General features: G+C 60.6%; 14 protein-coding genes. 4 read left to right on the top strand and 10 right to left on the bottom strand.

Annotation, left to right across the window (positions count from 1 at the left end; genetic code table 11):
- The first annotated feature begins 108 nt into the window (after nt 1-108).
- Nucleotides 109-2,526: an endopeptidase La gene (gene lon / locus C4J84_RS05395; RefSeq protein WP_124361454.1), complete on the top strand. Its 2,418-nt coding sequence runs from the start codon at nt 109-111 to the stop codon at nt 2,524-2,526.
- Nucleotides 2,527-2,604: 78 nt separating this feature from the next.
- Here the strand turns inward: lon and C4J84_RS05390 are convergent, their stop codons facing one another.
- A complete protein-coding gene (locus C4J84_RS05390; RefSeq protein WP_256660177.1) occupies nt 2,605-3,435 on the bottom strand; it encodes an IS3 family transposase in 831 nt (276 codons plus the stop codon).
- Between the two features lie 8 nt (nt 3,436-3,443).
- Nucleotides 3,444-3,752, bottom strand: coding sequence for a transposase (locus C4J84_RS26375; protein WP_256658866.1), 309 nt, complete (start codon nt 3,750-3,752; stop codon nt 3,444-3,446).
- A 230-nt stretch (nt 3,753-3,982) separates the two neighbouring features.
- Between C4J84_RS26375 and C4J84_RS05385 the strand changes: the two genes are divergently transcribed.
- The 3 genes from C4J84_RS05385 (at nt 3,983) to cmoB (ending at nt 6,180) form a co-directional block, all read left to right on the top strand.
- Complete coding sequence (locus C4J84_RS05385; RefSeq protein WP_124369762.1) at nt 3,983-4,372, top strand: protease inhibitor I42 family protein; 390 nt, start codon at nt 3,983-3,985, stop codon at nt 4,370-4,372.
- 111 nt (nt 4,373-4,483) lie between these two features.
- The gene (gene cmoA, locus C4J84_RS05380; RefSeq protein WP_124413932.1) at nt 4,484-5,227 is read left to right on the top strand and encodes a carboxy-S-adenosyl-L-methionine synthase CmoA; all 744 of its coding nucleotides are present in this window, start codon (nt 4,484-4,486) and stop codon (nt 5,225-5,227) included.
- Nucleotides 5,224-6,180, top strand: coding sequence for a tRNA 5-methoxyuridine(34)/uridine 5-oxyacetic acid(34) synthase CmoB (cmoB, locus tag C4J84_RS05375; protein ID WP_124435030.1), 957 nt, complete (start codon nt 5,224-5,226; stop codon nt 6,178-6,180). The genes cmoA and cmoB overlap by 4 nt, the downstream gene beginning before the upstream one ends.
- Before the next feature lie 138 nt (nt 6,181-6,318).
- On the opposite strand, the gene tadA is transcribed toward cmoB, so the two are convergent.
- The 8 genes from tadA to lepA form a co-directional block, all read right to left on the bottom strand.
- On the bottom strand, nt 6,319-6,813 hold the full coding sequence (tadA, locus tag C4J84_RS05370; RefSeq protein WP_124361449.1) for a tRNA adenosine(34) deaminase TadA: 495 nt from the start codon (nt 6,811-6,813) through the stop codon (nt 6,319-6,321).
- A complete protein-coding gene (locus C4J84_RS05365; protein ID WP_124435029.1) occupies nt 6,813-8,195 on the bottom strand; it encodes a multicopper oxidase family protein in 1,383 nt (460 codons plus the stop codon). The genes tadA and C4J84_RS05365 overlap by 1 nt, the downstream gene beginning before the upstream one ends.
- Before the next feature lie 233 nt (nt 8,196-8,428).
- Nucleotides 8,429-9,172, bottom strand: coding sequence for a pyridoxine 5'-phosphate synthase (gene pdxJ, locus C4J84_RS05360; RefSeq protein WP_124365952.1), 744 nt, complete (start codon nt 9,170-9,172; stop codon nt 8,429-8,431).
- A 51-nt stretch (nt 9,173-9,223) separates the two neighbouring features.
- Nucleotides 9,224-9,913, bottom strand: coding sequence for a DNA repair protein RecO (gene recO / locus C4J84_RS05355; RefSeq protein WP_124435028.1), 690 nt, complete (start codon nt 9,911-9,913; stop codon nt 9,224-9,226).
- Nucleotides 9,914-10,055: 142 nt separating this feature from the next.
- The gene (gene era / locus C4J84_RS05350) at nt 10,056-10,958 is read right to left on the bottom strand and encodes a GTPase Era (RefSeq protein ID WP_029297473.1); all 903 of its coding nucleotides are present in this window, start codon (nt 10,956-10,958) and stop codon (nt 10,056-10,058) included.
- Entirely contained in the window at nt 10,951-11,640 is a 690-nt protein-coding gene (gene rnc / locus C4J84_RS05345) for a ribonuclease III (protein ID WP_003188856.1), read from the bottom strand. The genes era and rnc overlap by 8 nt, the downstream gene beginning before the upstream one ends.
- Nucleotides 11,641-11,787: 147 nt before the next feature.
- Entirely contained in the window at nt 11,788-12,642 is an 855-nt protein-coding gene (gene lepB / locus C4J84_RS05340; RefSeq protein WP_124361445.1) for a signal peptidase I, read from the bottom strand.
- Between the two features lie 5 nt (nt 12,643-12,647).
- Nucleotides 12,648-14,447 (bottom strand): translation elongation factor 4, encoded by a 1,800-nt coding sequence (lepA, locus tag C4J84_RS05335; protein WP_003210439.1) that lies wholly within the window; start codon nt 14,445-14,447, stop codon nt 12,648-12,650.
- Nucleotides 14,448-14,571: the final 124 nt, after the last annotated feature.

Below are 14,571 nucleotides of genomic sequence, written 5' to 3'. Positions count from 1 at the left end.
CGCGTCGCTGCAGTAACTTTATGTAATATGTTCCTATCTCACCCCTACCATTGAAACCACCGCTGCCCTGCCCCATCTAAGCTGCATACTTCCTTATGCAGGTGCCCCATGAGCGACCAGCAAGACGTCCCTGATTACGACCTGAACGACTACGCCGACCCCGAAAACGCTGAAACTTCGTCCAACACCGGCCTGGCCCTGCCTGGGCAAAACCTGCCGGACAAGGTCTACATCATCCCGATCCACAACCGGCCGTTTTTTCCGGCGCAGGTGTTGCCGGTCATCGTCAATGAAGAACCCTGGGCCGAAACCCTGGAACTGGTGAGCAAATCCGACCACCATTCCCTCGCCCTGTTTTTCATGGATACACCGCCCGAAGACCCGCGCCATTTCGACACCTCTGCCCTGCCGCTGTACGGCACCCTGGTCAAGGTGCACCACGCCAGCCGCGAAAACGGCAAGCTGCAATTCGTGGCCCAGGGCCTGACGCGCGTGCGCATCAAGACCTGGCTCAAGCACCACCGCCCACCGTACCTGGTGGAGGTCGAATACCCGCACCAGCCGAGCGAGCCGACCGACGAGGTCAAGGCCTACGGCATGGCGCTGATCAATGCGATCAAGGAACTGCTGCCGCTCAACCCGCTGTACAGCGAAGAGTTGAAGAACTACCTCAACCGCTTCAGCCCCAACGACCCGTCACCGCTCACCGACTTCGCCGCTGCGCTGACCTCGGCCACCGGTAACGAGTTGCAGGAAGTGCTCGATTGCGTGCCCATGCTCAAACGCATGGAAAAAGTTTTGCCGATGCTGCGCAAAGAGGTCGAAGTCGCGCGCCTGCAAAAAGAACTCTCCGCCGAAGTGAACCGCAAGATCGGCGAGCATCAGCGCGAGTTCTTCCTCAAGGAACAGCTCAAGGTCATCCAGCAAGAGCTGGGCCTGACCAAGGACGACCGCAGCGCCGATGTCGAACAATTCGAGCAGCGACTGGTGGGCAAGACGCTGCCGGCCCAGGCGCAGAAACGTATCGATGAAGAACTCAACAAGCTGTCGATCCTCGAAACCGGCTCGCCGGAATACGCCGTCACCCGTAACTACCTGGACTGGGCCACTTCGGTACCGTGGGGCGTGTATGGCGAAGACAAACTCGACCTGAAACACGCGCGCAAGGTGTTGGATAAGCATCATGCGGGCCTGGATGACATCAAGAGCCGCATCCTCGAGTTCCTCGCGGTAGGCGCCTATAAAGGTGAGGTCGCCGGTTCCATCGTGCTGCTGGTGGGCCCGCCGGGCGTGGGCAAGACCAGCGTCGGTAAATCCATCGCCGAGTCCCTGGGGCGGCCGTTCTACCGCTTCAGTGTCGGCGGCATGCGCGACGAGGCCGAGATCAAGGGCCACCGCCGCACCTACATCGGCGCGCTGCCGGGCAAGCTGGTGCAGGCGCTCAAGGATGTGGAAGTGATGAACCCGGTGATCATGCTCGACGAGATCGACAAGATGGGCCAGAGCTTCCAGGGCGACCCGGCCTCGGCGCTGCTTGAAACCCTCGATCCCGAGCAGAACGTCGAATTCCTCGACCACTACCTGGACCTGCGCCTGGACCTGTCCAAGGTGCTGTTCGTGTGCACCGCCAACACCCTGGACTCGATCCCCGGCCCGTTGCTCGACCGCATGGAAGTGATTCGCCTGTCGGGCTACATCACCGAAGAAAAAGTCGCCATCGCCAAGCGCCACCTGTGGCCCAAGCAGCTGGAAAAAGCCGGCGTGGCAAAAACCAGCCTGAGCATCAGCGACGGCGCCCTGCGTGCGTTGATCGATGGCTATGCGCGGGAAGCCGGCGTGCGTCAGTTGGAGAAACAGCTGGGCAAACTGGTGCGCAAGGCGGTGGTCAAGCTGCTGGATGAGCCGAATTCGGTGATCAAGATCGCTAACAAGGACCTGGAAGCCTCCCTGGGCATGCCGGTGTTTCGCAATGAACAAGTGCTGTCGGGCACCGGTGTGATTACCGGCCTGGCCTGGACCAGCATGGGTGGCGCGACCTTGCCGATCGAAGCGACGCGCATCCACACGCTCAATCGCGGCTTCAAGCTCACCGGGCAACTGGGTGACGTGATGAAGGAATCCGCAGAAATCGCCTACAGCTTCATCAGCTCCAACCTGAAGTCGTTTGGCGGTGATCCGAAGTTCTTCGATGAAGCCTTCGTCCATTTGCACGTACCGGAAGGCGCCACGCCAAAAGACGGGCCGAGCGCGGGCGTGACCATGGCCAGCGCGCTGCTGTCCCTGGCACGCAACCAGCCGCCGAAAAAAGGCGTGGCCATGACCGGCGAACTGACGTTGACCGGGCATGTGCTGCCGATTGGCGGCGTGCGGGAAAAGGTGATCGCGGCGCGGCGCCAGAAGATTCACGAGTTGATCTTGCCGGAGCCCAATCGTGGCAGTTTTGAGGAGTTGCCGGAGTACCTTAAGGAAGGGATGACGGTGCACTTTGCCAAGCGCTTTGCGGATGTGGCCAAAGTGTTGTTCTGACAGTTATGTAGTGTCTGAGCTGGCGCTATCGGGGGCAAGCTGAACTGGTCAAGTAATCCCGGACACCGATTACGGTGTTTATGCCGCTTTTTGCTCCATGGCTATTGGCGACAGGTAGTTGTTGTAGCTGTGGAGCCTGATTCGGTTGTATCGCATGAAGAAGCTGGTCATATCCTGCTTGGCTTCTTCAACTGTCATATAGCCCTTGGTGGGCACCCACTCTGATTTGAGCGTCCCAAAGAAACGCTCTGTTGGTGCATTGTCCCAGCACTGCCCTCTGCGGCTCATGCTTTGGGTTATCCCATACTCCAGCAACGCGGACTGAAAGAGCTGGCTGGTGTATTGGCAGCCTTGATCCGAATGAAACATCAAGCCTGCATGTTTGCCTCGAACCTCCACCGCCATTCTCAGCGCCTTGCTAACCAGGTTGGCGTCATTGATCAGAGAAAACGCCCAGCCAACGATTCGGCGGGCGAACAGATCAATGACCACTGCCAAGTGATACCAGCGTTTCCCAACCATTAGGCTGGTAACGTCGCCGCACCAGACTTGATTAATTGCGGTTGGCTCGAAGTTACGCTCAAGCAGGTTCTTGGCCACAAATGCTTCGACGCCTCTAGAGCGATACTGATGGCGGCGGCGCTGCCTGCTGGCCAGATTTGCCTCCGCCATGAGTCTTGCGACTAAATACCTCCCCACCTTGATCTGCTGGGCCTTCAGGCGCTGAGAGATCATCCGCGCGCCTGCGCTTTCTCGGCTTTCGACATGCAGTTGCACGACTTTTGCTCTAAGCGCGTCACGCTTGGTATTTGGCGCTGAGCGACGCTTAATCCAGTCATAAAACGCGCTGCGAGAAACGCCTAGCGCACTGCAAAGCAGGCTGGTCGGATATGAACTCGACTCCCTCAGTTCCTCGATCAGGAAAAACGATCGGGATCCGACATCAAGAGAGCCGTAGCCTTTTTTAAGATTTCAGCCTCACTCTCCAGGCGCTTGACCTTGGCTCGTAGCTGTTGAAGCTCTCGCTGTTCGTCGCTGATAGCCTTGGTACCTGCCACTGGCTGCCCTTTGTGACGCTCTTTACGAACCTGATCAACCCAGCGGCGCAGAGCCGTAGGGCCAACGTCCATCGATGCACAGACGTCGGGAACTGAGCAGTTATCATCAAGAACCATGCTTGCAGCACGTTGCTTGAACTCGTGGGTGTAGGTCTTTCGCTGTTGCATGGAACCTCCTGATTGGGCGAATCATATCGCCCTTAAGAGGTGTCCGGGATCATTAGGCCAGTTCAAGCCCCCTCCCACATTTTGACCGCATTCCAAAGAATGTACCCGGTCAAGTGTGGGAGGGGGCTTGCTCCCGATGAGGCCAGACCTGCCAACACAACCCCCCTCCTGTCACACCTTGTCTCATCTTCGGTTATGCTCGCCCTTCGTCGTGTACAACCGGAGCCCCCATGACCGTTGCCCGCCTGTTTCTCCCCTTGAGCCTTGCCCTGCTGGCCGCATGCGCCAGCGCGCCGAAGCAAAACATCAGCGTGGACGACCAGAGCGCCTGCCCGCTCCAGCTCACTTCCGGTCAGAACCTGATCCTCACCCTGCCCAGCAACCCCACCACCGGCTACCGCTGGGCCATCCAGGACTCCGCCGGCGGCGTGTTGCGGGCGCTGAGCCCGGAGGTGTACAGCAGCAGCGAATCCGGCGTGATCGGTGGCGGCGGCCAGTCCACCTGGCGCTTCCAGGCCTTTACCGCCGGGCAAGGCCGTTTGCGCCTGACCTCCCAGCAACCGTGGGAGCCGGAGGCCGAACCCGCCCAGACGTTCGACTGCGCCATTACGGTGAACTGACGGGCTGACCTCAGCCGCTGCCGGCCCTCGGCTTTCCATCAGACAACCCGCGCATCCGCGGGCCAAGTTGGCTAAAATGCCGGCCTTTCCTTCCTCGTCGCCGGAACAACCGTGAGCAAAGAACCCGATCGCCTATTCGCCCAGCCCCTGCCCCAGGTGCCGGACTTCGCCTTTAACGAAGACGTGGTGCGGGTGTTCCCGGACATGATCAAGCGCTCGGTGCCCGGTTACCCGACCATCGTTGAAAACCTCGGCGTGCTCGCCGCCCAGTTCGCCCAGCCGGGCAGTGTGCTGTATGACCTGGGCTCGTCCCTGGGCGCCGTGACCCAGGCCCTGCGCCGCCATGTGCGTACCGACGGGTGCCGGGTGATCGCGGTGGATAACTCGACGGCGATGGTCGAACGCTGCCGCGAATACCTCAATGGCCAGGATTCGATGTTCCAGGAATTGCTGCCGGTGGAGGTGATCGAGGGCGATATCCTCGCCCTGCACTTCCAGCCGGCCTCGGTGGTCGCGCTGAACTTCACCCTGCAATTCATCGCACCTGATGAACGCCTGGCCTTGCTCGGGCGCATCCGTCAATCGCTGCTGCCGGGCGGTGCATTGATCCTCTCGGAAAAGCTGCGCTTCAACGATACCCAGGAACAGGCGTTGCTCACCGACCTGCATATCGCGTTCAAACGCGCCAACGGCTACAGCGAACTGGAAATCGCCCAGAAGCGCAGCGCCATCGAAAACGTCATGAAGCCCGACAGCCTCGAAGAACACCGCGAACGCCTGCTGGCGGCCGGGTTCTCGAAAGTCGTGCCGTGGTTCCAGTGTCTTAACTTTGCCTCGTTGATTGCCTTGCCATGATTGATTTGTCTCCCCTCGCCCGCCACCTGGTCGGCACTCCCTTGGCCGTGTGGGCCCAGGGCCTGCAAGCGCAGCTCGATAGCAAAATGGAAAAAGGCCATGGCGACCTGGAGCGCTGGCAAAGTGCATTGGACGCGCTGCCGAAGATCCAGCCCAGCCAAGTCGACCTGCTCACAGGCCTGGTGCTGGACACTGACTGCGATGACGCCACCCGTGCGCAAATGCACACCGCACTGATGGGCCTGAGCCCGTGGCGCAAGGGGCCATTCCACCTGTTCGGCGTGCATGTGGACACCGAATGGCGCTCGGACTGGAAGTGGTCGCGGGTGGCGCCGCACCTGGATTTGAACGGCAAGCGCATCCTCGACGTGGGCTGCGGCAACGGCTACTACATGTGGCGCATGCTCGGCGCCGGCGCCGACAGCGTGATTGGCGTCGACCCGAACTGGCTGTTCTTCTGCCAGTTCCAGGCGGTGCAGCGGTACCTGTCAGCACCCAGGGCCTGGCACCTGCCGTTCCCGTTCGAAGACTTGCCGGCGAACCTTGAAGGCTTCGACACGGTGTTTTCCATGGGCGTGTTCTATCACCGTCGTTCGCCGATCGAACATCTACTGGCGCTGAAGGACACCCTGGTCAAGGGCGGTGAACTGGTGCTGGAAACCCTGGTGGTGGAAGGCGACCAGCAACAAGTGCTGGTACCGGAAGACCGCTACGCGCAAATGCGTAACGTGTGGTTCCTGCCCTCGGTCCCGGCGTTGATGCTATGGCTGCGTCGCGCCGGTTTCAGTGACGTGCGTTGCGTGGATGTGAGCGTGACCACGGTGGAGGAACAGCGTGGGACCGAGTGGATGAAATACCAGTCGCTGAGTGACTTTCTCGATCCGGAAGATCCCAGCAAGACGATTGAAGGGCTGCCGGCGCCGATGCGGGCGGTGATCATCGCCAGAAAGTAGCCCCATATTCCTGAAACAACAGGGATCTAAATGTGGGAGGGGGCTTGCTCCCGATAGCAGTGTGTCAGTCAACATGGTTGTAGCTGACCCACCGCCATCGGGAGCAAGCCCCCCCCCACATTTGCTTATCAGTGTTCTTTAGAGCGGTGGCTTGGCCCGGCGGGCCTTGAAGAACTCACTCAAGACCGTGCCGCACTCCTCGGCCAGCACGCCGCCTTCAAACAGCACCTTATGGTTAAGAAACCCCTGGGTAAAAAACTGCCCCTGGCTCTGCACAATCCCGGCCTTGGGCTCCAGCGCGCCGTACACCACCCGCGCCACCCGCGAATGCACGATCAGGCCGGCGCACATGCTGCACGGCTCCAACGTCACGTACAGCGTGCTGCCCACCAGGCGATAGTTGCTGATCGCTTGCGCAGCGGCACGGATTGCGACCATTTCGGCATGCGCGCTGGGGTCATTGCCGCTGATCGGGCAGTTGAAACCGCGGCCGATGATCTCACCGTTTTGCACCAGAACCGCGCCCACCGGCACTTCGCCCAGCGCCGCGCCCTGGGCGGCAAGTGCCAGGGCTTCGCGCATGAAGTCCTGGTCGCGGCTGCGGTCGATGATCGCCGGGCGAATCTGGCGCATTACGCCACCTCGATGGCGGCCATCAGGCCGGTTTCCATATGGTCGATCACGTGGCAGTGGAACATCCACACGCCTGGGTTATCCGCCACCAACGCCACGCGGGCGCGTTCGTTCTTGCCCAGCAGATAGGTGTCGGTGAAATACGGGATGACCTTGTGGCGGTTCGAGGCAATCACCTTGAAACTCATGCCGTGCAGGTGGATCGGGTGCTGGTACTGGGTCATGTTCTTCAATTCGAAAATATAGCTCTTGCCCTTCTCCAACTTGGCGATCGGGCGGTCGGCGCAGGTTTTGTCGGTGATGTCCCAGGCCTGGCCGTTGATCTGCCACAAACTCGGCGGCTTGCCGTTATCGAGGTTGACCGACACCGAGCCGACCCACTCGAAATTGAAGTTGAGTTTCTCTGCATTGGCCAGGTCCGGTTCGGCAACCGGGTTGGGCGGCAATGCGGGCGGCCATTCGCCCGGCGCGTCGGTATTGGCCACCGAGCGGAACGTACCCAGACGCACCGGGCCATTGCGGATCGACAGCTCTTCGCCCGCCGGCGGCGCCTTGATCGCCAGGCAAATACGCATGCCAGGGCCCAGCCAGTATTCCTTGCCCAGCGGGCGCGGCTCGATGGGGTTGCCGTCCAGCGCGTAGATCTGCGCTTCGACATCCGGGATGTTGAGGCGGTAAGTCAGGGTGTTGTCCAGGTTGAGCAGGCGCACGCGGGTGATCTGCCCGGCCGGCAGGTCGATCACCGCCTGGGCCACGCCGTTGATGGTGGACAGACGCCCCGCCGTACCGCCACGCGCCGCCTCGCGGGGAATACTGAACGCCACGAAGGCGCCCTCTTCATCCACGTGCCAGCTTTTCAGGCTGAGGGTGCGTTCGTGCTTGAAGCCGGTGGGCTCACGCTCTTCGATGATCAACGGCCCGACCAGGCCACGGCCGAGTTCTTCGCTGCTGTTCACATGGGGGTGGTACCAGTAGCTGCCGGCGTCGGGCACGCGGAACTTGTAGTCGAAGTATTCCCCTGGCAATACCGGCAATTGCGAGACGTAGGGCACGCCGTCCATTTCCAGCGGCAGGCGGATGCCATGCCAGTGGATGGTGGTGGCGACCGGCAGGTGGTTGATAAAGCGCACCCGCAGCCATTCGCCCTGGCGTACGCGCAGCTCGGTGCCCGGCGCAGAGGGGCCGAACGCCCAGGCTTGGGTGGTGTGGCCCGGCACCAGTTCCACATCGAGCGGCGCGGCGATGAGTTGGTAGTCGCTTCCTGCGTTGGCATCGGCAACCTTGCCCAGCCAGTAGCGATAGGCGCCACCGGCGCCCACACCTACGACGGCCAGGCCAGCAAGGCCACCGAGGATCTGTCGACGGGAAAACGATTGGGACACAACAACCTCACGTATCTGTCGCAGGCCAGGGCCCGCAAAGGGCAGATACGATACACCTGCGCGGGCTAAACAGTAAGGGTTCGCATTGCCGCATGGTGCAATTCTACAATTCACTGGGGTCCCAATGTGGGAGGGGGCTTGCTCCCGATAGCAGGGTGTCAGTCAGTACATATATTGACTGATCCACCGCTATCGGGAGCAAGCCCCCTCCCACATTGGATTTGCATTGTTTTCTAGTGCTTGGCGGCGGCCAGAATCAGGGCTTTCATCTCGGCCACGGCGCCTTTGAACCCGACGAACAGCGCATGAGCCACCAGCGCGTGCCCGATGTTCAGTTCGTTGATGCCCTTGATCGCGGCCACGGCTTCGACGTTGTGGTAGTGCAGGCCATGGCCGGCGTTGACGATCAGGCCTTCAGTGAGGCCGCAGTTCACACCGTCGATGATGCGTTGCAGCTCCTCGGCCACTTCGGTCGGCGTGGTGGCATCGGCGTAGCGGCCGGTGTGCAGTTCGATCGCCGGCGCGCCGACGCGGCGCGAGGCTTCGATCTGGCGCTCGTCGGCATCGATGAACAACGACACTTCGCTGCCGATCTTCGACAGGCGCTCCACCGCCGCCTTGATCCGCGCTTCCTGGCCAGCCACGTCGAGGCCGCCTTCGGTGGTCAGTTCCTGGCGGGTTTCCGGCACCAGGCAAATGTGCGCCGGGCGGATGCGCTCGGCGAACGCCATCATTTCTTCGGTGACGCCCATTTCGAAGTTCATGCGGGTCTGCAGCACGTCTTTGAGCAGCAGCACGTCGCGCTCCTGGATGTGGCGGCGGTCTTCGCGCAGGTGCACGGTGATGCCGTCGGCACCCGCTTCTTCGGCGTCCAGCGCAGCCTTGACCGGGTCAGGGTAACGGGTGCCCCGGGCCTGGCGCAGGGTGGCGACGTGGTCGATGTTGACGCCAAGAAGAATGCGATTGCTGGTGCTCACGGAAGCGCTCCTGAAAAGGGAAAGAATCGGTGCACAGCATACACGGGGATGTCAGGGCTTTCGAAACAACTCGCGACTGACCAGCGGCCGTCCGCCCAGGTGCACGGCCAGGGCCTGGCGCATCAGGCGCTTGGCGGCGGACAAGGCGCCGGGGGCGGTCCAGTCCGCCTCGCTCATGGCCAGCAGTTCGGTGCCCTGGAACAGACCAGGTTGCAACAAGTACACACGCTCAAGGCCTGCGTCTACTTGCAGGCGGTACATGCCGTCGGCGGCGACGGGTTCACCGTGCAGGTCGTTGTGCAGTTCAAAACCGTAGCCCAGGTCATCCAGCAGGCGCCATTCGAAGGCGCGCAGCAGCGGCTCCAGGGGACGGCCTTCAGCGAGGGCGAGCAAGGTAGCGGCGTAGTGATCGAAGACCGCCGGGTGCGGGTCTTCGGCGGGCAACAGGCGGATCAGCAGCTCATTGAGATAGAGCCCGCTGAACAGCGCATCGCCATTGAGCCAGGCAGAGGTGCCAACGCTTTCCAGGCGGCCCACGTTCTTCAACTCGCCCTTGCCACGAAACTCCACGTCCAGCGCCACGAAGGGCCGCGCCAACGTACCGGCCTTGCCCCGCGCACTGCGCAAAACCGCGCGCAGACGACCTTGAGGCGTGAGGAAGTCCACCAGCGCGCTGGTCTCACGGTAGGCGCGGCTGTGCAGGACGTAGGCGAGCTGGCTGGGGGGTGGGGTTGGGGACATGGGTTCTCGATCTTGAAAACAACATAAACCTAATGTGGGAGGGGGCTTGCTCCCGATGACGGTGGCTCAGTCACTGATTGGTTAACTGACCCACCGCTATCGGGAGCAAGCCCCCTCCCACATTTTCAGCCCTGCGGTGTGCTTACAGGTCGCCGTAACCGAGGGAGCGCAACGCACGCTCATCATCGGACCAGCCACCCTTAACCTTCACCCACAGGTTAAGCATGATTTTGGAATCGAACAGCAATTCCATGTCCTTGCGCGCCTCGGTGCCGATGCGCTTGATGCGCTCGCCCTTGTCGCCAATGATGATTTTCTTCTGGCCGTCACGCTCAACGAGGATCAAGGCATGAATGTGCAGGGTTTTGCCCTGCTGCTTGAACTCTTCGATTTCAACGGTGATCTGGTATGGCAGCTCGGCGCCCATCTGGCGCATGATTTTCTCGCGCACCAGTTCGGCGGCAAGGAAGCGGCTACTGCGGTCGGTGATCTGATCTTCCGGGAAGAAATGCTCGTTCTCCGGCAGGTAGCCGGCGATCACGCGTTCCAGGGCTTCGAGGTTGTGGCCGTGCTGCGCCGAGATCGGCATGATCTGGGCGTTCGGCAGTTGTTCCTGCAGCCAGCTCAGGTGCGGCATCAGCTCGGCTTTGTCTTCGATGCGGTCGGTCTTGTTCAGCGCGACGATCAAGGGGCCGGTGACGTACTGCACACGCTCGAGGACCATCTGGTCTTCGTCGGTCCACTTGGTGCGGTCAACCACGAAGATCACCACGTCGACGTCTTTCAACGCCGCCGAAGCGGTCTTGTTCATGTAGCGGTTAAGCGCCTTTTCGCCGCCTTTGTGCATGCCAGGGGTATCCACATAGACCGCTTGCACGTTGCCTTCGGTCTTGATGCCCAGCATGTTGTGGCGGGTGGTCTGCGGCTTGCGCGAGGTGATCGCGAGCTTCTGGCCGAGGATGTGGTTCAGCAGCGTGGACTTGCCCACGTTCGGGCGGCCGACGATGGCAACATAGCCACAGCGTGTTGCGGTTGAATCAGTCATGGCCATTCTCCACGCCCAGGGCAATCAGTGCTGCAGCGGCCGCTACCTGTTCGGCAATACGACGGCTCACACCCTGACCTCGGCTTTTTTCGTTCAGTAAGGTGATTTCACATTCCACGAAGAACACGCGGCAATGCGGCTCACCCTGGATATCCACCACTTCGTAGCGTGGCAGTTCGCAACCGCGCGATTGCAGGTATTCCTGCAGGCGGGTCTTCGGATCTTTGTTGGTGTCGACCAGCGTCAGGCTCTCGATTTCCGACGCCAGCCAGGCGACTACGCGCTCCTTGGCCGTCTCCATCCCGGCATCGAGGTAGATCGCACCGATCAATGCTTCCAGGGCATCAGCCAGGATCGACTCGCGCCGGAAACCGCCGCTTTTCAATTCACCGGAGCCCAGCCGCAGGTACTCGCCCAGGCCGAAACCTCGGGCCAGAACGGCCAGGGTCTCGCCTTTCACAAGGCGTGCACGCAGGCGCGAAAGCTGGCCTTCACGGGCCTGGGGAAAACGCTCGAAGAGCGCCTCACCGGCGGCGAAGTTGAGGATGGCGTCACCGAGGAATTCCAGGCGCTCGTTATTGCGCCCTGCAAAGCTGCGGTGTGTGAGGGCAAGGACCATCAATTCCTGGTCCTTGAAGGTGTAGCCGAGCTGACGCTCGAGACGACTGAGAGAAACGGTCACGGTTTATCCATATCTAGTTGGTGGCACCGGCGGCCATCGACGATTGACGCAGTGTTCAAATTCAAATCCTGATGGGTACTACGGGGCATCGGAAAATGTCCAAGCCCCAGAAAAGCATTCGGCGCTGTGTTCACAGCGCCGCTTGTATTACTTGATCAGCCCTACCCGCGAGAAGTTCGGCAGATGGCTGAGCTTGGGTTCCGGCCAACTCATCCAGACCGCGAAGGCTTTGCCGACAATATTCTCGTCGGGCACCATGCCCAGCAGGTCCTTGGGAATAGTGGGGTCGTCCCAGTAGCGGCTGTCATTGGAGTTGTCGCGGTTGTCGCCCATCATGAAATAGTGCCCGGCAGGCACTTTCCACTGGCCATCGGGCATCGCGCGGTAGCGGCTCATTTCCTTGCGGATCTGGTGCTCGACCGTACCGAGTTTTTCCTGGTACAGCTCGGCGCTGCCCAAGGTATTCGGCTCGGCGCCCAGCAGTTTCTCGGCCACCGACTCACCGTTGACGAACAGGCGCTTGTCACTGGTGTAGCGGATAACGTCGCCCGGCAGGCCGACCACCCGCTTGATGTAGTTGACGTTCGGGTCGCTTGGGTAGCGGAACACCATCACATCACCGCGCTGGGGGTCACCGACTTCGATGACCTTCTTGTCGATCACCGGCAAGCGGATCCCGTAGGAAAACTTGTTCACCAGGATGAAGTCGCCCACGTCCAGGGTAGGTTTCATCGACCCCGACGGAATCTGGAACGGCTCCACCAGGAACGAACGCAGCACCAGCACGATGAACAACACCGGGAAGAACGACTTGCCGTATTCAACCAGCAAGGGCTCCTTGTTCAGCTTCTCGACCACCACCGCATCGGGCTGGCTGACGCTGCCCTGATAGGAGGCGATAGCCGCCCGCCGACGCGGGGCGAAGAACACCAGATCGAGCAACGCCAGGAGGCCGCAAACGGCGACGGCGATGACCAGCAACAGCGGGAAATTTAGTGACATAGGACCTAACTATCCAACCTGAGCACCGCAAGGAAGGCTTCTTGTGGAATTTCCACGTTGCCCACTTGCTTCATGCGTTTTTTACCGGCCTTTTGCTTCTCAAGCAGCTTGCGCTTACGGCTTACGTCACCGCCGTAGCATTTGGCCAGTACGTTCTTTCTGAGTGCCTTGACGGAGGTCCGCGCAATGATCTGCCCGCCGATGGCGGCCTGGATCGCGACGTCGAACATCTGGCGCGGAATCAGTTCTTTCATCTTCTCGGTCAACTGGCGACCTTTGTAGTGCGCATTGTCCTTGTGCACGATCAATGCCAGGGCATCGACCTTGTCGCCGTTGATCAGCACATCCAGTTTCACCAGATTAGCCGATTGGTAACGATCGAAATGGTAATCCAGCGAAGCATAGCCGCGGCTGGTGGATTTGAGACGGTCGAAGAAGTCCAGGACCACTTCGTTCATCGGCAAATCGTAGGTCACTTGCACCTGGGTACCGAGGAACAACATGTCGTGCTGCACGCCACGTTTTTCGATACACAGGGTGATGACGTTGCCCAGGTGTTCCTGCGGAACCAGGATATTGGCCCGCACGATCGGCTCGCGCATATCTTCGATGGAAGACAGATCTGGAAGCTTGGACGGGTTGTCGACGTAAATCGTTTCACCGGTTTTCAGCGCCAGCTCGAAAATAACCGTTGGCGCGGTGGTGATCAGGTCCAGGTCGTACTCGCGCTCCAGGCGCTCCTGGATGATCTCCATGTGCAGCATGCCCAGGAACCCGCAACGGAAACCGAAGCCCAGGGCGTCGGAGCTTTCCGGGGTGTACTGCAGGGACGAGTCGTTGAGGGTCAGCTTCTGCAGGGCTTCGCGGAAGTCTTCGAAGTCGTCGGAACTGACCGGGAACAGGCCGGCGTAGACCTGCGGCTGAATGCGCTTGAAGCCCGGCAGCACGTCGACATCGGGGGTTGAACTCAAGGTCAGGGTGTCACCTACCGGCGCGCCGTGAATGTCCTTGATACCCGCGATGATGAAGCCCACTTCGCCGGCTTTCAGGTCCGTGGTGGCCGTGTGCTTGGGGTTGAACACACCGACGCTGTCCACCAGGTGGATCTTGCCGGTGGATTTGACCAGGATCTTGTCGCCCTTCTTCACGCGGCCGTGGCGTACGCGCACCAGGGACACGACGCCCAGGTAGTTGTCGAACCAGGAATCGATGATCAACGCCTGCAGCGGATCTTCGTAGTTACCGGTAGGGGCCGGAATGGTCTTGACCAGGCGCTCGAGCACTTCGTCGACGCCAAGGCCGGTCTTGGCGCTGCACTCGACGGCGTCGGTGGCGTCAATGCCGATGATTTTCTCGATTTCTTCTTTTACGCGGTCCGGATCGGCCTGGGGCAGGTCGATCTTGTTCAGCACTGGCATGACCTCCAGGCCCTGCTCGATGGCGGTATAGCAGTTGGCTACGGACTGAGCCTCGACGCCCTGGCCGGCGTCGACCACCAGCAAGGCACCTTCACAGGCCGCCAGCGAGCGGCTGACTTCGTAGGTGAAGTCAACATGGCCGGGGGTGTCAATGAAGTTCAGCTGGTACTTGATACCGTCTTTGGCGGTGTAGTACAGGGTGACGCTATGGGCCTTGATGGTGATCCCGCGTTCACGCTCGAGGTCCATGGAGTCCAGGACCTGGGCTTCCATCTCACGCTCGGCAAGGCCGCCGCACATCTGGATGAATCGATCGGCCAGCGTCGACTTGCCATGGTCAATGTGGGCGATGATGGAGAAATTGCGGATATGACTCAAATCACTCACGGATCAACACTCAAAAAGGCTGCAGGCAGATTGCCCGCTGAAAAATAGCCGGGAATTGTACCTGATGCTCAGGCCAGACGTCATCTTTGCTGACCAGAACAAAAATGCCCCGCTGGGATAAGCG

Origin of the sequence: Pseudomonas sp. R11-23-07 (genome assembly GCF_003852295.1) — a bacterium.
Classification (GTDB): domain Bacteria; phylum Pseudomonadota; class Gammaproteobacteria; order Pseudomonadales; family Pseudomonadaceae; genus Aquipseudomonas.
The sequence above is the reverse complement of the archived record's forward strand: the minus strand, read 5'-3'. Positions and strand labels throughout refer to the sequence as shown.